Raw genomic sequence first — 21,089 nt, forward strand, 5'->3', positions numbered from 1 at the left:
GTGCGCCAAGCTACAGTTTATATTGACAGTGAAGCACTACAATATAATTTAAACCGTGTCAAACAACTTGCCCCAACCGCTAAAATCGTCAGCATGGTCAAAGCCAATGCTTATGGACATGGAGTTAAAGACTGCTTAGCAGCCTTAAAAGATAGTGATGCCTTTGGGGTCGCCTGTCTGGAAGAAGCCCTGGAAATTCGTGAACTCGGCTACCAGCAACCCATTACGCTGATTGAAGGCATTTTCTCTGCAGATGAAATGCAGGTTGTGATCGATCACAATATTGAAGTCATTGTGCATCATCAGCCACAACTGGACTGGTTACTGGCAAATAAAGAAGCCTATATTGCCAAAGGCTTAAAAGTTTGGGTAAAACTCAACAGCGGTATGAACCGTCTTGGCTTTAAAATTGATGTGATTAAAGACGTGATCAATCAACTAAAAGCAGAAGGTTTTACCTGCGTGCTGGCGATGCACTTCGCCAATGCTGATGCGGAACATCCTCTCAATGAACAGCAAATCCAGCAGTTTCTTGAAGTAAAAAATGACTGCGCACCTTTAATGGGTTCTTGCTGTAACTCAGCTGCGATCTATAAATATCCAGAATTGCATTTTGACTTTGTCCGTCCGGGCATCATGCTCTACGGCGCGACTCCATTTGCCGACAAAACTGTACACGATCTGGATCTAAAACCTGTCATGACTTTTACTGCCGAAGTGATCGCACTAAACAATATCAAAGCGGGTGAACATGTCGGTTATGGTTCAACTTTTACTGCTGACAAAGACATGACCTTGGCCATTGTTTCTATCGGTTATGGTGACGGTTATCCACGTGCTTTCCCGAAACAGAACCATGTAGCGATTAATGGTCAGCAAACCCGTGTGATTGGCCGTGTCGCAATGGACATGATTGCTATTGATGCAACTGGTCTCAATCTTGAACTGGGTACTGAAGTTGAACTATGGGGCAAATCCCGTCTGGTCGATGATGTGGCTGAAGCGAATGGCACCATTGGTTATGAATTACTTTGCCGTATGTCTGCCCGCCCGGTACGCAAACTGGTTTAAAGAAAAACTAGCCAAAAATAAAAAAGCCCAATATAAATTGGGCTTTTTTATAAAATCAGTATTTAAGCTGATTTTTGTTCTTCATTTTCGATTAATGACAGTTCAAGTAATAAAGCATCTACTTGTTCCTGGTTAAAATCATTAGGCGTAAAAACTTCAAATCCCATCTTTTGGCAGAATTGTTGAATGGAACTACGTTTAGAAATGTATTTCATTGACCAGTCGCCAAAAGTACGCTGCTCAATCTCTTTGGTTTCAAATAGTTTAATATTTTTATGGCGTGGATCTTTAGACAGTCTCTCTGTCAGTAAAGCTTTTAAAACCAGACATTCCCCTTCCAGGCACTGGAAAAAATGTCCATCAGCAAAATAAAGCACCCCTGTTATTTGATTAGGATGATTAAAATCACGTGCTTCTTTAAGGATATCCGTTAAATCTTGAAGTAAGTCGGCTTTGGACGAGGTACTTTCACTGGCATAACAAAATTGGTACATGCGGCTAACCTCTATTCTTATCTATGCAATATCGTATAGAAGTTAGCACTGTATACTAAACGGTCAATTTTTACTAATTCTTATAAGAAAAAATTATTTATAATTCTATAAATATTATAAGAAATAGTCATTCGATGGGGTGGGTAATTCAGCCAGGCCTTTCTTTAAAGTTTCTGACCATTGCCGGCTAATATCCGTAAAATACTCATCGTCTTCGGCAATACGTTTACCTTTCGGCATCATCAAGCTGTCTTTTTTATAGACAAGTACATCCAGTGGCATTCCGACCGATACATTTGAACGTAAGGTAGAAGCAAAAGAAATCAAAGAACAACGTAATGCCTCATCGAGTGGCATATCATAGGTCAAGGCACGATCCAGAATCGGCTTACCATATTTACTCTCACCAATCTGGAAATATGGCGTATCCCGTGTCGCGCAAATAAAATTACCTTGCGGGTAGATATGATAAAGCTGCATTTCCTGATTTTTAATCTGGCCGCCGACCAGGAAATTACAATAGTAAGTACTTTGTTCTAAACTATCATCCGTCACATTGGCAATTACTTTTTTGAGCGTATTACCCACCAGTTCCGCGACATCAAACATGGTCGGTAAACTCAGGATATTCGGTTCCTGCCTGAGTTCCAGCTGATTTCTGATATGTCCGATTACCGCCTGTGTTGTTGCCAGGTTTCCGGAAGCCTGGAGTACGATAACGCGCTCCCCATCTACCCCAAAGGTATATAATTTTCGAAATACCGAAATGTGATCCACACCAGCATTGGTGCGTGTATCACTGATAAATAGCATACCTTGCTCTAAACGAAGGGCACAACAATACGTCATTTTTTGTCCTTATTAATGAATTAACATCCTAGTACCTGGACGATGGAATACATGGATTCCACACCGCCTTCTTCTCTTACACCACGTACCGGTGCAACATCCCAATAGTCGCGTCCCACCGCAACATAGACATGCGCACTAGGCGTAAATAACAGGTTACTCACATCAAAACAGTACCATGCCTGTTCAATAAATACCTCAGCCCAAGCGTGACTCGCCAGATGTGAGACATTCTGTGCATAAAGATAACCTGATATATAACGTGATGGTAAACCTAAATGTTTACACATGGCGATAAAAATATGACTGTGATCCTGACAGACGCCCTGACGTGCTTCAAATGCATCAATCGCAGAACCCTGTACCGAAGTACTATTTGATATATAAGGAACGTGTTCGAGTACGGCGTGAGCCAGGCCGATTAGATGTTTGCGGGTTAATGATGGAACATGACGTTCTGCAAAACCCTTCATCTCTACATTGCATTTTGTGGCTTCAGTCGGCTGTAAAAACAGATAGGGATTTAAGGAATCATTTAAGCCCTGCTCATGCGCGAGATTTAGCTCAACGATGCCTTGTGCCATGATCATCAGGCTATGATAGGATTCACGCTGTGTACTGGTCATCCAGAGATTCTTAAAGGCATCATGCCGAATCACTTTCTGACCCGGTACACTGACATCCCAATAATGCACTTTCTGGTGTTCATTGGTGGAAGGCATCATTTTGATGTACTGAATACTGTTCCTCACCTCGGCTGTGTACGTATATTGCGTTTGGTGATTCACCATCAATTTCATACATCAGCCTCGAACAAGCGATGAATATGATCACTAAACTGATAAAACTGCTTCAGATCAGGTGCAGCACGTAACTGTGTCCAGTATTGCTTTACACTGCCCCAGCCAATCTTACAGAGCGTATCCACAATATAATCAATTTTACATAAGGTACGGGTAGTATCCTCACCGAGACGTAACTGCTGATCAAGCTGTTCCAGACATTGGCCCAGACTGAAAAACAGAAATACATCTGATGATTCTGCTTCCAGAATTTCGGCACAATCTGTCACGACATCACAGATATAACCGGCATTCTGATCGGCAGTTTTAATCAGTTTCAGTAGTTCGGAATAGGCTTTGCCAGACAATACACCACGTAATTCCTGAATATTGTCTTTTGCCACCTGAAACTGTTGGGTAAATGAAGTCGGTTGGGTACTATCCAGAACCAGCTCATTTAATGAACTGGCATCAAACGCAGGCAAACAGAAAGCATGTGCATAAGCCACAGCGGCCTCATCATCTAAAAATGGAAAATGCGAACATAAAAACTGGGTACGAGATAAATAACGGCCTAACCAAAAAATATGTTGCGCATTGGTATTTAACAAAACCATGACGTTATCCTTCTTTGGAATGTTATGAATGTAAGTTGTCGACTACCCAAGTATCTTTGATCCCGCCGCCTTGCGATGAGTTGACCACCAGTGAGCCTGCCTGCATGGCTACCCGGGTCAGACCACCTGGCACAATTTCAGTGCGGTAAGGTGAGCTCAAGACAAAAGGACGCAGATCAATATGTCGTTCAGCAATACCAAAATTGCTTAAAGTCGGACTGACCGACAAATCCAAAGTTGGCTGCGCAATATATAAATGCGGCGCAGCTAAAATTTTATCTCTGAAAATATCAATATGCTGTTGAGAGGCTTGTGGCCCAATCAGCATGCCGTAACCGCCAGAACCTTGTGCTTCCTTGACGACCAGCTGATCCAAATTTGCCAACACATAGTCCAGATCTTCCGGATTACGGCATTGGTAGGTTGGAACATTATTTAAAATCGGTTTTTCACCCAAATAAAAATGAATCATTTTATCGACATAAGGATAAATCGATTTATCATCTGCCACACCTGTACCCGGGGCATTTGCGATTACAACATTATGCTGTAAATAGGCGGACATTAAGCCCGGAACACCCAAAGTACTGTCTGGTTTAAAGCACAGTGGATCAAGATAGGCGTCGTCGACTCTTCTATAAATAACATCAACCTGTTGACGCCCACGTATTGTTTTTACATAAACCTTCGAGTTCTCAACAAAAAGATCACGTGATGTCACTAAAGGCACATTCATCTCCCTTGCAAGGCAAGCGTGTTCATAGTATGCACTATTGAAACGACCCGGGGTCAAAACCACAATGAATGGATTATCGGTATAAGCATTTTCCGCCAGAATTTCTTTTAAGAGTTTTGGATATTGTTCAATACCGGCAATATTGGATTGCTCAAACACTTTTGGCATTAACTTCTGGCTGATCTTGCGGCATTCCAGCATATAAGACACCCCAGATGGCGTTCTCAGGTTATCTTCCAGTACATAAAATTCACCTTTGGAATCCCGGATAATATCAATCCCGCTAATCTGGCTATAGATACTGCCTTTCAAATGATGCTGGTACATATGTGGCTGATACGCTTCATGGGTGAGCACCTGAAGCTCAGGGACAATATTGGCTTTAAGAATATCCTGCTGATGATAAATATCATGCAGAAACAGGTTTAAGGCTTGAACACGCTGTGCTGAACCGAGTGCCACCATATTCCACTGTTTACGGGCAATCACCCGGGGAATTACATCAAAAGGAATAGTCCGCTCAGTGCCTTGCTCATCTCCATATACGGTAAACGTAATACCGTCATAGAGAAAATGTTCTTTTGCTACTTCATTTAGCTGATTCAGCTCATCCAGGGTATGCTGTGACAGCCATTCTTCAAGTCGTTGACCTGCCTGGCTATTTATTACCTGATGATCACGCATTTCATTGAAAAATTTAGAAGAAATCTCTTGGTATAAAAAATGCGGACTATGTTTAATTGAAAGATTGAGTGCTGTAGTATCTGTAAAATTTTTGCTTAAATCTGCTGCAGTATGATTTTCTACTGTTGTAATAGTATTTGTATCCTGGCTTTCTTTTAGCATACAAACCTCGTCATTGTAATCTATTATAATAAAATCAGAGCAATATCCATGCCATGACATCCGTTTCGAAGTCTGTATTAACCCAGCAAAGTGCCTATTCACTCAATATCATTTTTCACCAAGATGTTTACGGATTGTAGGACAATTGTTGCGCAGAATAACTTGCGAAAAAAATCCAGATTTCTTATTGTGGTAAGCTCATATTTAATTTGTTTCCACTGATTGCCAGTAAAAATACATTATGTCAGCACAAGAAAAAGAAACCTCCAATAGCCTTTACCGCCAATGGCAAATCTTGTCGCGTCTTTCTACCGGCAAATGGATGGGAACCCGTGAACTCCAGGAAATCCTGAATCGTGAAGGGATCGAGATCAGTTTGCGTACCATTCAGCGTGATCTGAACCAGATTGCCCAGCGTTTCCCGATTGAGAGCAGTAAAACCACGCCCCAGGGCTGGCGCTGGCGTTCAGATGCCCCGATTCAAAGCTTGCCGCATATGACCAGTTCGCAAGCGGTGACCTTTATGATGGTGGAAGAACACCTGAAACATTTGCTACCACCTAGTCTGATTGAAGAAATGAATCCCTGGTTTGATCTGGCTCGACGCAGCCTGTCTTCACAAAATAACGTACGACAATGGATTAACCGGGTCAGAATCGTGCCTGCGACCCAACCGCTTATTCCGCCTGTCGTTGATAAAACGGCCCAACAGGCGATTTACGAAGGCCTGTTACAGGACAAACAGCTGGAATGTGTTTATCAGGGTCGTGGGCATAATGGTGAAGAGAAAACCTATATTTTAAATCCGCTGGCATTAGTACAAAAAGGTTCAATTATCTATCTGGTCTGTACCCGTCATGATAAATCGGATATTCAAACCTTTGCCCTGCACCGTTTTAAATCAGCGGTGGTACTGAATTCTCGTGCCCTACACCCGGTAAATTTTGATATTGATGAATATATTGAATCTGGCGCTTTAGGATTCCGGGTCGACTTTAATCAGCCAACAGAAAATGTATTGCTTCAACTGAGCATGCCTGAATCTGATGCGCACTATTTTGAAGAAAGTCAGCTCAGCAAAGATCAAAAAATTGAAAAAATTGAAAATGGTATGGCTCTGATTAGTGCGACTGTGCCTTTTACCTCACAACTGGTTTGGTGGTTACGAAGTTTTGGCAATAAAATCAAAAATATCGAACCAAAAATAGTGGCAGATGCTGTTTACCAAGTGAATGAAACTGATTCAGTCTCTTCCAAAAAATAAAAAAGTCCCCATTTTGGGGACCTGATCAATTTATCATTTTATTTTTATTATTGCTCTGGTGATCTGTTACTGAGCCGGTCTGCTTTCCTCTTGCCCCAGAAAACAGACCGGATGTGTCACATTAGAAATTAAAGAGTCTGATAACATGAGCAAGCCAGCTCTGCATTATTAAAACGGATCGATTTTTTTGTCATAATTTACACTTCTGCTGTGGGGATAAAAATCACTATAGAGCGCTTAAGCCTGTTTTTGAAATAAAAAGAATGTATGCCTTTTGCACAATTTTTCCATAGAAGATTATTTGGAAAATTTATTATCTATCTTAAAGTCAGGTATAACCACCATCATTCCATTTTCAGCAAGCTTATAAAATTAAAAAACAATTCTGTGCTTGTATAAGCCAGCAAGCTCTGCACATTATTAAACACTATCGTAGTGGAAATAGGGATTTAATTTCATAATGGCTAACCCTGCGCAATTAGTACGACACAAATTACTTAATACTTTCTTTTCACGGCATTCGGTCTGGTTTGCCTGCATCACCATCGCCGTTATTTTTACGATTTTTCATATCGGTTATGAGCCGCGCTATATTTATTATTTTATGCCGGCAACTTTGGTGAATACGTTATGGATCGTCAGTATTCTACTGAGCCTGCTAGGCCTATATGATGTTTTGCAGAACAGACATTCAATCTTAAAAAATTACCCGATTATGGGTCATTTTCGCTTTATCTTTGAGGAATTCCGTCCTGAAATTCGTCAGTATTTTATTGAAGCGGATCGGGATGCCCTGCCATTTTCACGTATGCAGCGCAGTCTGGTGTATCAACGGGCCAAAAATGAAAATTCAGATAAGCCCTTCGGCTCAATCATGAATGTTTATGAAGAAAACTATAAGTTTATTAGCCATTCCCTCACCCCTTGCCGACCTGCTGATCCAGAAACCTTTCGCATTCTGATCGGCAATGAACAATGTACCCAGCCTTATTCTGCTTCCATTTTGAATATCTCGGCTATGAGTTTCGGGAGTTTAAGTGCCAATGCGGTTCGGGCTTTGAATCTTGGTGCGCAAAAAGGCAAATTCTTTCATGATACAGGTGAAGGTAGTATCAGCCCTTATCATCTGGAACATGGCGGTGACATTGTCTGGGAAATTGGTAGCGGCTATTTTGGTTGCCGGACCTTAGAGGGTCAGTTTGATCCGGTGAAATTTGCTGAAAAAGCCAAACTTCCTCAGGTAAAGATGATTGAAATCAAGCTTTCACAAGGCGCCAAGCCTGGGCATGGTGGCATTTTACCTAAAGCCAAGATTTCAGAAGAAATTGCACAGATTCGCGGGATTAGCCGTGAACATGACTGTGTCTCACCTTCTGGACATCCGGCGTTTAAAACCCCGATTGAAATGATGAATTTCATTCAACAACTACGTGAGCTTTCTGAAGGTAAGCCAGTCGGATTCAAGCTTTGTCTGGGTCAACCTTGGCAATTTATGAGTATGGTGAAAGCCATGCTACATACCAAAATTTATCCTGATTTTATTGTGGTAGATGGATCTGAGGGCGGTACCGGTGCTGCACCAATTGAATTGATTGACTATATGGGTACTCCTTTAAGAGAAGGTCTTTTGTTTGTGCACAATACCTTGGTCGGTGCAGGATTGAGAGACAAGATTAAAATTGGTGCAAGCGGGAAAATTATCAGTGCCTTTGATATTGCCAGTACCATGGCACTTGGAGCTGACTGGGTTAATTCAGCGCGCGGATTCATGTTTGCAGTCGGATGTATTCAGGCTCAAAGTTGTCATACCAATCAATGCCCTGTGGGAGTCACTACTCAGGATAAAGAGCGTCAAAAAGCCCTGCATGTCCCGACTAAGGCCGAGCGAGTATTTTATTTCCATAAAAATACAATGCATGCCCTGTCTGAGCTAATCGCTTCAGCAGGTTTAAAACATCCTTCTGCTATTAAACCGCATCATCTAGCACAGCGAATCAGCAATCATGAAATCAAGAACTTTGCCCAGATTCATTTCTGGCTTAAAGAAGGTGAATTATTACACTGTGAAAATAAAGATGAGGAAAACTTTTATTTCCGTATGTGGAATATGGCCAAACTGGAAAGTTTTTGAGCCTATAAGAATCAAAACTTAGTCAAATTAGACAAGAAAAAGGCGTTTACTTAAACGCCTTTTTTAATTGAAAGCGTGACAGTCTAATAATAGGTCTTACTGCCATGCGCATGTAAGAAAGCTGGAATTAAACCTGTGAGTGCTGCACGGATATCCGCACGTTCATTAATCAATTGATGTGAACCTTCTTCCAGCATTAACAAAGTTTGCAGGCGGAACTTGCGACGGATAAATTCAATATTATAACGCCAGTCCACTGTCTGATCCTGAGCACCTTGAGCTAACCAGACAGGGATTCGGCAAGCTGGACGTGCTTCCATTTCCAGCATCCAGCGTGACATCGCTAGAATCCAGTCCATGCCCATCATGCGGGGTTGCAAAGGATCTTTAAGTCGGATAAAACGCAGAAATTCAGGATTATGGTTATTACGGCGGAAATGACGCGGTACTTCACGCTTGATCCGGCTAATAATGCCGAGACCGAGCGGATTATGCCACCAGGCAGTTTTAGCTGGACGAATCAACGGTGACAATAACAGCACGCGATCTACAAACGGATTTTCGCGTCGTTCTGCAAATTCGAGCAAATGATGCATCCAGATCGCACCACCGGTACTTTGTCCAATGCCAACCCAAGGTTTAGGTAATTGCTCGGCATGCTTCACATAACGATATACCGCATGCAGAACCTGCTGGTAATGATCAAAATTCTGGATACTGGCAGATGAACCATCGCTAAGACCATGCCCCGGCAGATCATAGGTCAGGACACTAAAGCCCTGTTCCAGCAACTCACGTACGATCGGCTGATAAATTCCGCTATGTTCCAGATATCCATGTAATAGAAACGCCGTTCCCTGAATTTTGTCAAAACGGGTATTTTCTAGATTAGGTGTAAATACTTGCACATGCAGTTTAAACAGCGGCATCTGTACATAGCCCTGCCAATGCTTGCAATCCAGTAAATCAAAACCATACAGTCTGCGATAAGACAACAGATCAATAGTAGGCTGGTCATCCCTATTCAGGTTTAAGGGCTGCAAAAGCTGTGGTGTTGTTTCCCTGCTTGGCACAGGTAAATCCAGCTGTTTCAGGATGGTCGGATTTAAAAACGGAATATCAGACATTAAGGCACCTCCCGACAGTCACTGGAGCCAAACCACATATCGCGGATAGTGGCCAGCATTTCATAATTGGCACGGCGACTATGATCATAATTTTGTCGACTTGGACGCCAACGGGTCAAGGACTTCGGCATCGGTGCTTCCACTGGAATAGTTTGAATGCCATTCAATGCAAACAGACGACGGGTACGCGGCATATGATAACGGTCGGTAATCAGAATCACAGTCGGTGCTCCACCTTTTTTTTGCAATAATAACGAGCTGAAACGGGTATTTTCACAGGTATTCATGCTGCGGTCTTCAAGCAATTTGGCATCGACATTGTAATTTTGTAACCAGCGCTGCATATACGGCGCTTCCACACCACTCAATACGATCGGTAACTGATACTGTTTTTCAACTGCGAGTGTGGTTTCCAGACGCAAACGGGTATAGTCATTGACCACAATATCCTTGCCATTTTCATGTAAAGTTAAACCACCACCTAAGACCACAATGGCATAAGGTTTAGACTGATTGACCGGTTTCTGTTGCTGCTGTTCTTGCAGTAAAGCCAGATCTTCCTTGATTTCTTCTTTCGCTGTGACCTGAACGGCACTCGCTTCTTCATCTTCCAGAGGATGAGTCGTCAAGAATTCAATATATTGCTCTATGCGTTCCTTGTTTTCATTACTGTCCCATTCCAGCAGTTCGCGGACCTTCTGAGTCGGGTCAACGGCTTCCACAGGTTCTTGCTGGGACAATAAAGGCACTTGTGCAGGCTGGTTCTGTTCTGCTTTTTCTTCCTGCTGTTCACGCTGATGTTCTTCAATCATCTGTTGCAGTATCTTGTAGCGTGCCTGAATCAGCATCAGATTGGCAGAATGATTTTGCTGGATATCCTGCTCCATCACACGCAAATAAGCCTGACGGGCAATCCACTGATCAGAACCCGGTTCAAGCGTATCATCTTCACTCAGGGAAGCCATTTTCTGGCTTTGTGCTGCGACTTCGTTAATTTCAAAGGACACAAATCTGTTGAGTCCCTTAACCACGAGCTGAGAATAAAATGGCGAATAGATCAACATCACCAGACAGCCGAAAAATACAAACAGTCCTGCGACGATTTGTACTAAACGGACCATCCAATGGGTGTTTTTCATATACGTTATTTATCCTGATAAGATCGAATTAAGCCTTTACAATCAAATAATACCGGTTCAGGTTCGAGCATAATCTTGAATTTGTCCCAGACAGCCTGCTGTACTGCGCCATAGGTTTGACGGACATCCGTCAGAGAAGCATGACCATAGTTCACCAAAACCAGTGCCTGTTTATGGAACATGCCTACTGGCCCAAGCTGTTTCCCCTTCCAGCCTGCCTGATCAATCAGCCAGCCTGCCGCCATTTTAACCTGACCATTGGCCTGCGGATAATGGGGCAAATTAGGAAAATGCACAGCAATTTGGTCAAAAACCTGTTGATTTACGATAGGATTTTTAAAGAAACTTCCCACGTTTGGAAATTCTTTAGGATCAGGCAGTTTGCTCTGACGAATCCGGATCACCTGCTGCTGCAAGTTTTCTGCTGTGAGATTATCACCCACCGCTGCTTTAAGATCACCATAATTCAGTTTCAGATTTGCCTGTTTTAATAATTTAAAAGTAACATATGTAATCACATAACGTGTTGGATCATCTTTAAAAATACTATGACGATAGGAAAAATGACAGTCTGACACAGCAATGGAATCAAATTTTTTCAGCTTACGGTCATAGACCTCTACCGCATGAATAAATTCGCCAACCTCGACACCATATGCCCCAATATTCTGCACTGGAGATGCGCCGACTAGTCCGGGAATCAGGGCCAGATTCTGCAAACCATAGAGTTTCTGTTCTGTCGTCCAGAGTACGAAGTCATGCCAGACCTGACCACCACCTACCCGCAGACATTGATGCTGCTCATTTCCTTCCAGCATTTCAATACCCTGGATATCCATATGCAGGACGAGAGCATCAATCTGTTCTGGCAATAACATATTGCTACCGCCAGAAAGAATCAGCACATTCAGTTGTTGCTGCTCAGCAAACTCCAGTGCAGCAATCAGATCATCAGTCGATTGGATCCGGCTGTAGTAAGCGGCAATCGCTTCGAGATTTAGCGTATTAAAAGGTTTAAGTTGAACCTGAGTCTGAATCTGCATGACTTAAACCTTTTCTGTTTGATGTTGTTTAAAAATTTCTACCCAGGCCCGACTGCTGGACTCACATTGGTTCAGGACACGTTCAAAACCATCTGCCCCGCCATAATATGGATCTGGCAAAGCCTGTTTTGGATAGTGCTGATCATGTTCACTCATTAAAGCAACCTGGGCACGCAGGCGTCCGAATTCTGCCTCTGCCTGATGCTGGAGCGCCTGAATATCTGCCAGATTTTCCAGATCCATCGCCAGAATCAGATCATAATCAATAAAATCATGGGTTTTGAGTTGACGCGCACGCAGGCCAGAAAGATCATAACCCCGTTTTAAGGCATGTTGCTGGCTACGCAAATCAGGTGCTTTCCCCGGATGGTAATTACTGGTTCCTGCTGAGTCGACCACAATATCGAGTTTCTGTTCATCACAATAATGTCTGAGTACCACTTCTGCCGTGGGAGAACGACAAATATTTCCCAAACAAACACATAACACCTTATATGGCGTTCTGGATGACATAAACAACCTCAGAGTTAATCATTTTCAAGATACTTATGTTAAGTTATTTACCTGATGAATCCTATATCACCGCCCCATAATAATTTTGTATTTGCGATAAAAATTAAAGGATAAAGACATGAATCGATTTCAGTTTCAAACCGTTCCCAACATCATCGCCGGCCTCGGCACGATTCAGGAATTATCCTCTATTCTCAAACAGGGCCGTTATCAGCGTGTTTTACTGGTCACTGATCCAGGCATGCTACAGCATCAATTACACCTGCCTATTCTGGAAATTATTGAAGATGCGGGACTGGATTATGCAATTTATTCCGATGTACAGGCCGATCCACCTGAGCATGTAGTGCTTGAAGCAGCAGATTTTGCCAAACAGGAAAATGTCGATATCGTAATTGGCTTTGGTGGTGGCAGCTCTATGGATGTCGCCAAGCTGATTGCAATCTTGAGTCATCCGGCACAGCATCAATCTTTGTCTGATCTGTATGGCGTAAATCAGGCTACTGGCCCCCGTTTGCCCTTGATTTTGGTTCCTACCACTGCAGGTACGGGATCTGAAGTTACTCCGATTTCAATTGTCACTACAGGTGAAACTACAAAAACCGGAATTGTGGCACCGATCCTGTTTGCAGATACTGCCATTCTGGATGCAACCTTTACCCAAAATCTGCCGCCCTTAATTACTGCTGCGACCGGCATTGATGCCATGGTCCATGCCATTGAAGCTTATACTTCTAAAATCAAAAAAAATCCCTATTCCGATATGCTGGCCAAGCATGCCTTAAAACTGTTAAATGCCAATCTGCAACGTGTGCTGGACGATGGTCAGGATCTGGACGCACGTCAAAACATGCTGGTCGGCTCGATGCTAGCAGGTCAAGCTTTTGCCAATGCACCAGTAGGTGCAGTGCATGCTTTGGCTTATCCATTAGGTGGACATTTCCATATTTCGCATGGACATAGTAATGCACTGGTATTAACTGAGGTGATGAAATTTAATACGCCGGATGCCAAATCGCTCTATGCCGAACTGATGTGCTGGTTAGATCCACAAAGCAAAGGCTGTCACGATGGCCTGACTGACCTGTTTATTGATCATTTTAATAACCATCTGGTGAAAAGTGGCTTAACCCTGAAACTCAAACAGTTAGGAATTCCTGAACATATGCTGATGATTATGGCGGAAGATGCCATGAAACAGAGCCGCCTGTTACAGAACAATCCACGTGAACTTACTCTGGAAGATGCTTACAACATCTATCAGGTGATCTATTAGATTTAGGATTATTTTCGACACAGCAGATCTAGCCACTACAAGTTATTTAAAAATATGAAAGCAGCTCTTAAACAACGCGAACATTATTCATTTTTTCTGCCGATACAGACTCGTTGGGCAGACAATGATCTGTATGGCCATGTCAATAATGTCACTTATTATAGCTATTTTGATACGGCCGCGAATGCCCTTTTGATTCAGGAAGCCGCATTTGATCCCAAATATTCTCCAATGATTGGACTGGTGGTCAGCTCGCAATGCCAGTTCAATCAGGAGCTGTCTTATCCGGAAATTATTGAGGTAGGTGTCGCCATAGAAAAAATGGGGAATAGTTCTCTCAGCTATGATCTGGCAATCTTTAAAATGAATTCTGATACGGCAGCCGCTCAAGGCAGTTTTGTGCATGTGTTTGTCGATCGCCACACACGAAAAAGCACCCCGATTCCAGCTGAAATGCGGGATGCTTTAGCGCGTTTTGTCTCAGCCTAAAATTATTTTATTTCAGCTGAATATTGTGCAATTCACCATCAAACTGTTCCAGCAAGTCACGTATAGCCGGTTCAGCATGCAGCAGCTCTTCTGCACGTTTAAAAGCGCGTACTTTACGTTCTTGCTGCATGGTATATGGCGTTAACTGCTCTACATCTTCAAACTTCACCTGGAAAATGGTCTGCGGCCATTGTTCCCGCAAAGCTGCTTCCAGATGATGTTGTAGCTGCGACAAAAGCGGCTGATAACGCTCTGGAATATGGAAGACCGATGCTGCATTAATCTGGCCGGTCATGATGCCATACTGAGCCAGTTCCTGAACTGCCGGAGATAACTGGCTATTACGGAACCAGAATTCCCATTTTTCTACCGTCCATTCACCCTGCATATCCTGTACCGGAATTTGCAGAATATCCTGCGGCATCAGATTACGGTCTGTAGAAAAATTCGTATTTGCGATCTGAGTTGATGCAACCTTAGTCTGATTAGAAATTTCTGACTGACTTTCATCTGCTTTATGAACCACTTGTTCTGATTCAGTAGCTGAAGCATCTAGACTAAACTCTGGTTCCTGTGCTACTGGTGCGGCAATATCTTTTTCAGGAATGAATTCTTCTAAAAGAAAATCATCACTGCTGGCTTCAGGGCTGGATGGAACAGGTTCTGCAGGAACATCGTCAAAACCAAACAGGCCATCTTCCAGGTTTGGATCAAATACAATTTGATCAGACTCAGATTGTTCTACCCTAGTTGATTCAGCTTGTATAACTTGAGGCTCAGAATTGGTTTCTGGCTCGTCTTCATCCAGAAAATCATTCGAAGATGGTTCAGACTGTGCAGTGACTGGATTATCATCCTGATCGTCTTCATAACCAGCATCTAATGAAAAATCTTCTACAGCAGCTTGAGCAACCGGAGCACTTTCCTGCTGCGTTATCTGATTTTGTTGTGGAGCTGAAGCAGCAGGTACAGCTTGTTGTATCTGAGCTGTATTAGTTGGAATTTCATTGGGCTGTAGCGGACGGAAGGCTAGCAAACGCAGCACCGTCATCTCAAAGCCTTGCTCCTGCGTAACCGCAAGCTGTAGGTCAGCCCGGCCTTTACAGGCAATCTGATAATACAGTTGCAAATCTTGTGCTGAAATCAAAGCCGATAACTGCATGATCTTTTGATTGATCTCGGCACTGTATTTCAGGCTTAAATCTGGCAGGTATTGTAATAAAGCCAGTTCATGCAAGGTAGAAATCAACTGATCTAAAACCAGTGATACATCCAGCGCCTGCCGACGGAACTGCAATAACAATTCGCTGACACGTGCTTTCTGGTTTTGATGAATCGCCAGAATCAGATCATAAATAATTGTTCGGTCGATCAAGCCCAGCATGTCTTTGACATCCTGATGCTGGATCGCTCCCTGACCATAGGCAATCGCCTGATCGGTTAAGGATAAGGCATCACGAAGCGAGCCCTGAGCAGATTCAGCAATCTGCCAGATCGCATCCTGATCAGCCTGAATGCTTTCTTTCGTCAGGATATTGCCCAGATGTTCGGTAATTTCATCAACAGCCAATGGACGCAAAGTGAATTGCAGACAGCGAGAAATAACTGTAATCGGCAACTTTTGTGGATCTGTGGTTGCGAACAGGAATTTGACATGCTCCGGTGGTTCTTCCAATGTCTTTAATAGAGCATTGAAAGAATGCGTGGACAGCATATGTACTTCATCGATCAGATAAACCTTGAAACGACCCTGAGTTGGCGCATAAGGGACATTGTCCAGCAGCTCACGAGTATCTTCGACTTTGGTACGTGATGCCGCATCGATCTCGATCAGGTCAATAAAACGGCCTTCATTGACGGCGGTACAGGTCGGACACACCTCACAAGGAGTTGATGTAATACCGGTTTCACAGTTCAAGCACTTCGCCAAAATACGTGCAATCGTGGTTTTACCAACACCACGCGTTCCCGTAAACAAATAGGCATGGTGCAAACGGCCACGCTCCAGTGCGCTGGTTAAGGCACGTGAAACATGGTTTTGACCGACCAATTCGTTGAAATTGCGGGGACGGTATTTTCGCGCAAGTACTTGATACATGTATGCTCCTTTTTACAGGTCTAAGCATACTGTTTTTTTATAAAATAGTGAATGAATTAATCAGTTATGATCTGGAGAGATAGGCCTATCAATTTGATTTAAATCAACTATCTCGAAGCTGTTTGCTCCATTTTTATGCCTGAGTGAAATATCAGAATAGTTTTTGTATATTTGAAAGATAAAATATCTATTGATCTTCCATCTATTTGAGTAGATGAATACAATCTTAAAAATAAAAATTTCTGATCGAAGGTAAAGAATTGAGTTTAATCTGCTTAAGCGAATCGCCCTAAAATAAAATCACTCTGCATCTGGTAACGTTTACCGCTTTTGTCTTCACGGATTTCCAGCACATGCTCTTCCAGATCAACATACAATAAATTACGAGTTGATACATTCACCAGCTCAATTTTCTGATAAAAATCATCCTGAAAACGAATCGGACCACTAAAGGTTTCCACCCCATTATGACCACTCAGGCTTTCACGCTGCAAAGTATAAGTCTGATCTTCATACAGAGTTAGCATGACAGCCATACCTGGGCAATCATCACAACGCGACAAGCAGCCCATACAAGGAGTTGTACCCTGATACTCTCCCGCCCATGCTGGAATCTGCGCCTTGGCTTCAACAATAGTATTTTTAGCTGACTGGGTTTGATCCTGACAACCGAATAAAGCACCGGTTGCCACTAAGGGAATCAGTATTACTTTTTTCATGATTTCATTTCGCAGCGCTGGAATTTGCCACAAAATAGCATATTTTAAATGACTGATTAAACTCCCAAATCAAGGATATTCAGTTAGCGCCAGCCTTTTCTTCCTGTCAATACCGCATCAGCACAGCGCAAAGTTTCCTGCGTCAGCCCCCAAAGACGGTAATCTCCAGTTAATGAACCTGTGGGGAAGTTATGGGTATAGGCAAAACTTAAACTGCGTTCCGGATCGCACCAGGCACCAGAACCGTTAAAGCCCATATGACCGAAACCTGTAGAGGCTTTACCCAATGTCAAAATACGGTGATAACCCAGACGCCAGTGCATTGGCACAGGCATCACCCGATCACGACGGGTATATTGCACCTGGCTTAGTCGCTGGAATACTGGAGGTGAAATCAACTGCTGGCCTTGCCAAGCACCGTGATTGGCCAACATCGCATAGATTTTTGCCAGACTGTCTGCAGTAAAGACGCCATTAGCTGAAGGAATAATCGCCTGTAATCCCTCATCACTAAAGAAGCTAAAATTCTTCATGCCTTTAGGAATCATGCCATCCTGAAAATCTTGTGGACTCTGACCACTCCAGACCAGAGCACGCTCCATTAAACCGGGTTTGCGTGTAACTACTCTTTTGCCTTTAGAAGATTGAGATGCAGATTTTGCTTTAAAGATCGGTCGCGCAACTCGAGGCAGTTCATCCAGCGGCACACTAAAATAGGCACCATTTAATTGCAGAGGCTGAACTAAATATTCCTGCATTAATTGGCCTAATGATTTAACAGTTGCCTTTTCCAGTACTCCCCCCACCTGCCAGCCAAAAGTCAAAGGTTGATAAGCGGCATCAGTCGTGGTCTGAAAACGTGGCTCAGCTGCCGCGATCCGCTCCAGCATGTGTGACCAGTCAGCCATTTCAGTGGCATCATCAATGATATTACGGATATCAAACAAACCACTTTGATGGCTCAGCATATGTGCCAAAGTAATCGACCGTTTACCTTTCTGTGCAAATTCAGGCCAGTATTCTGCAACTGATCTGTCATAGTCGAGATAACCCTTACTTACCAGAATGTGTGCTAATGTCGCCAGTACACCTTTGCCAGTGGAATAGCATAGTGACATGGTATCGGGCTGCCAGTTTTCAGTGACAGACTTCTTCCCGGTATAGATATCGACAACTTTTTGTCCCTGAAAATATACAACAAGTGCCGCACCACCCTGATCAGTACGTGCATCCTGTAAGCGGCTAAACTGACGAGCAAGGTCGCGAAAACGCGCATCTACATCGCCCTGATAATTATGCTGATCAGCAAACAGATAATCTTTAATTGGCTGCATCATTCTATCCATAGAATTTTGATCCCTTAAAATGAAAAAGCCTAAATCGAGTTTAGGCTTTTGATTCAGATTTAAATCGCTTTTACATGGCCGGTCACATGCGGCTTCTGGTTTTTGCTGTTCCGGATCAGAAAGTCTGTATCATTCGCTGCTTGAGCAGTCAGGAACTCAACTTTAGAGGGTAAGTACATCGGCAGCTTAAACCAGACATCGGCTTCATACGCATCCGGCAATGACAGATTAGCCAGCGCTTTGGCTTTGCTCCACATACCATGTGCAATCGCCTGTTTAAAACCAAAAGCCTTCGCTGTAACAGCATGAATATGAATCAGATTAAAATCACCTGAAGTCATGGCATAACGGCGGCCGGTATTTTCTGAAATTTTCCATTCAGTATTTAGCTTATAGTCTGGCGCTTTACTTTCTGCCGGTTTAACAGCCGCTTTAACATCAGTCTTTTGACGTGAAAGATATGTAGTTAATGCCTCAACGACAACTTCATTGCCCACTTTGACTGTGGTAATAAAATCAAACTGAACGCCTTTGTCATGTGGCTGTAATTCACCAAATTTGCATGACAAGGTTAAAGTCTCATTTACACCGACTTTACGGTATTGCTTGACCTGATTACGGATATGTACCAGTCCTAAAATCGGGAACGGAAATGCTTCCGAGGTCATCATGTGCATTTGTAGACTTTGAGACAATACGGTCAAATAAATAGCTGGAATATAACCATTATTTTTAAAGCCACATACTTCATTATAGGCTTTTAAATGTTTCTGATCGACCTTGAATGAATCCACCACATATTCAACTTGCGGTAGAACTTTTTCAGCTTTCGGCTTTTTAAAAATCAAGCCTTGAATCACTTTTGGATAGGCTAAATAAGGTTTTGGAAGTTGACTAAAATGGCGCGTATTCATACTGAACCTTTGGAAATATTATCTTTATAAAGTGACCTCTCCTGAGCATACTTCAATCATTGTATGAAAGTGAAGCACTGGAGAGGTTTTGAGAATTCTTGGAATTTTCTCTTTAGAATTTTAATCCCCCTTTATAAAAGGGGGACTTCTCCTCTCTTTTATAAAGAGAGGTCGGGAAAGATTCCATTAAGCCCCTAACAGGCTTTGACCACAGACACGAACCACGTTGCCATTTAAACCTGTTGAAGCCGTAGAAGCAAACATGGCAATTGTTTCTGCAACATCTACAGGTAGACCACCTTGGCTCATTGAGTTCATACGGCGGCCTGCTTCACGGATTGCAAATGGAATCGCAGCCGTCATTTGTGTTTCGATAAAGCCCGGTGCAACAGCATTAATGGTTATACCATTTTTTAAGGTTGGTGCTGTAAATTTCACCACACCAATCACACCCGCTTTAGACGCTGCATAGTTGGTTTGACCCAGGTTACCTGCAATACCTGAAATTGAGGATACACAGATAATGCGACCATTAGCATTTAGACCATCGTTGGAGATTAAATAGTCATTTACACGTTCAATGGCAGACAGGTTGATGTTAATCACCAGATCCCATAGCTCAGGTTTCATATTGGCCAAAGTCTTGTCACGGGTAATACCGGCATTGTGCACAATAATGTCCAGACCGCCTTGCTCAGCTGCTGCTGCTTTGATTTTCTCACCTGCATCTGCAGCAGTAATATCGATGGCTAAAGTTGAACCGCCAATTTCGCCGGCTACACGGTCAAGGTCCGCTTGCTGCTGCGGAACATCCAGACAGATAACATGTGCGCCATCACGTGCCAATACATGAGCAATCGCTTCACCAATACCACGGCTCGCACCGGTCACTACAGCAGTTTTACCCGCTAATGGTTTAGTCCAGTCCACATCCACTTTTTCAGCAGGTGAAACACGGATCACCTGACCAGAAACATAGGCAGAACGTGGAGAAACTGCAAAACGTAAAGCAGACTCAAGGTTTGCTTCAGCACCGGCATCTACATAGATCAGGTTCGCTGCAATACCCTTTTTAAACTCTTTACCCACAGATTTTACAAAACCTTCCAGTGCGCGTTGAGCAATTGACTGACTGACTGATTTAGCAGTTTCAGGCGTAGTCCCCACAATCACGACACGGCCAGAACTTTGGATTTGACGCGCAATCGGGTTGAAGAAATCATAAAGTGATTTTAACTGTTCTGAATTTTCGATTCCTGAAGCATCAAAAATGACAACTTTGAATTTTGATTCTTTATCGCCCGGATTAAACGCGCCCAGATTCAGTCCAGCCGATGCAGCAGCCTGTTGCAGTTCAGCATTGTTACCTGCATAACTATTGGCATGAATATTTGCCAGAACCTGAGCAATAGCACCAGTCAAGGTACTTGCCGGTGCTGCTCCAAACAATACCGCACCTTTGACAACTGGTGTAGCAGACTCAAAACGGTCTAAAGAAGTTGGGGATGGCAGACCCAAATTTTTAATGACAAATTTACCAATAGGAGATTTTGCAAAAGTTTGGTACTGATCAGTCATGTTTATTATCTCTCATACAAATTAATTTTTGGTTGATCTAAAGTTATCCTTAAACTT

Annotated in this window: 19 protein-coding genes; 5 read left to right on the forward strand and 14 right to left on the reverse strand. The window is 43.0% G+C overall.

What is annotated here, in order from left to right:
* Entirely contained in the window at positions 1 to 1,071 is a 1,071-nt protein-coding gene (gene alr / locus O4M77_RS08375) for an alanine racemase (protein WP_323713322.1), read from the forward strand.
* A gap of 62 nt (positions 1,072 to 1,133) precedes the next feature.
* Here the strand turns inward: alr and O4M77_RS08380 are convergent, their stop codons facing one another.
* The 5 genes from O4M77_RS08380 to O4M77_RS08400 all read right to left on the reverse strand — a co-directional run bounded on the left by O4M77_RS08380 (position 1,134) and on the right by O4M77_RS08400 (position 5,395).
* Entirely contained in the window at positions 1,134 to 1,565 is a 432-nt protein-coding gene (locus tag O4M77_RS08380) for a BLUF domain-containing protein (RefSeq protein ID WP_323713323.1), read from the reverse strand.
* Positions 1,566 to 1,679: 114 nt separating this feature from the next.
* A complete protein-coding gene (locus tag O4M77_RS08385; protein ID WP_004783888.1) occupies positions 1,680 to 2,414 on the reverse strand; it encodes a proteasome-type protease in 735 nt (244 codons plus the stop codon).
* Positions 2,415 to 2,434: 20 nt separating this feature from the next.
* Entirely contained in the window at positions 2,435 to 3,214 is a 780-nt protein-coding gene (locus O4M77_RS08390; RefSeq protein ID WP_323713324.1) for a transglutaminase family protein, read from the reverse strand.
* Complete coding sequence (locus O4M77_RS08395) at positions 3,211 to 3,813, reverse strand: alpha-E domain-containing protein (RefSeq protein WP_323713325.1); 603 nt, start codon at positions 3,811 to 3,813, stop codon at positions 3,211 to 3,213. The genes O4M77_RS08390 and O4M77_RS08395 overlap by 4 nt, the downstream gene beginning before the upstream one ends.
* A 22-nt stretch (positions 3,814 to 3,835) precedes the next feature.
* Positions 3,836 to 5,395 (reverse strand): circularly permuted type 2 ATP-grasp protein, encoded by a 1,560-nt coding sequence (locus O4M77_RS08400; RefSeq protein ID WP_323713326.1) that lies wholly within the window; start codon positions 5,393 to 5,395, stop codon positions 3,836 to 3,838.
* A gap of 241 nt (positions 5,396 to 5,636) precedes the next feature.
* Between O4M77_RS08400 and O4M77_RS08405 the strand changes: the two genes are divergently transcribed.
* A complete protein-coding gene (locus tag O4M77_RS08405; RefSeq protein WP_323713327.1) occupies positions 5,637 to 6,659 on the forward strand; it encodes a WYL domain-containing protein in 1,023 nt (340 codons plus the stop codon).
* Positions 6,660 to 7,119: 460 nt separating this feature from the next.
* Positions 7,120 to 8,790: an FMN-binding glutamate synthase family protein gene (locus O4M77_RS08410; protein ID WP_004783900.1), complete on the forward strand. Its 1,671-nt coding sequence runs from the start codon at positions 7,120 to 7,122 to the stop codon at positions 8,788 to 8,790.
* Positions 8,791 to 8,873: 83 nt separating this feature from the next.
* Here the strand turns inward: O4M77_RS08410 and O4M77_RS08415 are convergent, their stop codons facing one another.
* Genes O4M77_RS08415 through O4M77_RS08430 form a run of 4 tightly spaced genes read right to left on the reverse strand, consistent with a single transcriptional unit; the run spans position 8,874 to position 12,612 of the window.
* The gene (locus O4M77_RS08415) at positions 8,874 to 9,917 is read right to left on the reverse strand and encodes an alpha/beta hydrolase (protein ID WP_005236036.1); all 1,044 of its coding nucleotides are present in this window, start codon (positions 9,915 to 9,917) and stop codon (positions 8,874 to 8,876) included.
* A complete protein-coding gene (locus tag O4M77_RS08420; protein ID WP_262735854.1) occupies positions 9,917 to 11,056 on the reverse strand; it encodes a YdcF family protein in 1,140 nt (379 codons plus the stop codon). The genes O4M77_RS08415 and O4M77_RS08420 overlap by 1 nt, the downstream gene beginning before the upstream one ends.
* A 5-nt stretch (positions 11,057 to 11,061) precedes the next feature.
* Positions 11,062 to 12,099: a UDP-N-acetylmuramate dehydrogenase gene (murB, locus tag O4M77_RS08425; protein WP_323713328.1), complete on the reverse strand. Its 1,038-nt coding sequence runs from the start codon at positions 12,097 to 12,099 to the stop codon at positions 11,062 to 11,064.
* A gap of 3 nt (positions 12,100 to 12,102) precedes the next feature.
* Positions 12,103 to 12,612: a low molecular weight protein-tyrosine-phosphatase gene (locus O4M77_RS08430; protein ID WP_004783908.1), complete on the reverse strand. Its 510-nt coding sequence runs from the start codon at positions 12,610 to 12,612 to the stop codon at positions 12,103 to 12,105.
* Between the two features lie 118 nt (positions 12,613 to 12,730).
* Here O4M77_RS08430 and O4M77_RS08435 point away from each other — a divergent pair, with 118 nt between their 5' ends.
* The gene (locus O4M77_RS08435; RefSeq protein WP_323713329.1) at positions 12,731 to 13,888 is read left to right on the forward strand and encodes an iron-containing alcohol dehydrogenase; all 1,158 of its coding nucleotides are present in this window, start codon (positions 12,731 to 12,733) and stop codon (positions 13,886 to 13,888) included.
* Positions 13,889 to 13,942: 54 nt separating this feature from the next.
* Positions 13,943 to 14,377 (forward strand): acyl-CoA thioesterase, encoded by a 435-nt coding sequence (locus tag O4M77_RS08440; protein ID WP_004783911.1) that lies wholly within the window; start codon positions 13,943 to 13,945, stop codon positions 14,375 to 14,377.
* A gap of 7 nt (positions 14,378 to 14,384) precedes the next feature.
* On the opposite strand, the gene dnaX is transcribed toward O4M77_RS08440, so the two are convergent.
* The 5 genes from dnaX to O4M77_RS08465 all read right to left on the reverse strand — a co-directional run bounded on the left by dnaX (position 14,385) and on the right by O4M77_RS08465 (position 21,032).
* Positions 14,385 to 16,475 carry a DNA polymerase III subunit gamma/tau gene (gene dnaX / locus O4M77_RS08445; protein ID WP_323713330.1) on the reverse strand — a complete coding sequence of 697 codons (2,091 nt, stop codon included), beginning with the start codon at positions 16,473 to 16,475 and terminating at the stop codon, positions 14,385 to 14,387.
* Between the two features lie 275 nt (positions 16,476 to 16,750).
* Positions 16,751 to 17,194 (reverse strand): copper resistance protein NlpE N-terminal domain-containing protein, encoded by a 444-nt coding sequence (locus O4M77_RS08450; RefSeq protein ID WP_323713331.1) that lies wholly within the window; start codon positions 17,192 to 17,194, stop codon positions 16,751 to 16,753.
* 83 nt (positions 17,195 to 17,277) lie between these two features.
* A complete protein-coding gene (locus tag O4M77_RS08455; RefSeq protein WP_323713332.1) occupies positions 17,278 to 18,540 on the reverse strand; it encodes a serine hydrolase domain-containing protein in 1,263 nt (420 codons plus the stop codon).
* Between the two features lie 59 nt (positions 18,541 to 18,599).
* Positions 18,600 to 19,454, reverse strand: coding sequence for a MaoC family dehydratase (locus O4M77_RS08460; RefSeq protein WP_125279001.1), 855 nt, complete (start codon positions 19,452 to 19,454; stop codon positions 18,600 to 18,602).
* 186 nt (positions 19,455 to 19,640) lie between these two features.
* Positions 19,641 to 21,032, reverse strand: coding sequence for a 3-oxoacyl-ACP reductase (locus tag O4M77_RS08465; RefSeq protein WP_004783922.1), 1,392 nt, complete (start codon positions 21,030 to 21,032; stop codon positions 19,641 to 19,643).
* Positions 21,033 to 21,089: the final 57 nt, after the last annotated feature.

It is taken from the genome of Acinetobacter sp. YWS30-1, assembly GCF_033558715.1.
Taxonomy (GTDB): domain Bacteria; phylum Pseudomonadota; class Gammaproteobacteria; order Pseudomonadales; family Moraxellaceae; genus Acinetobacter.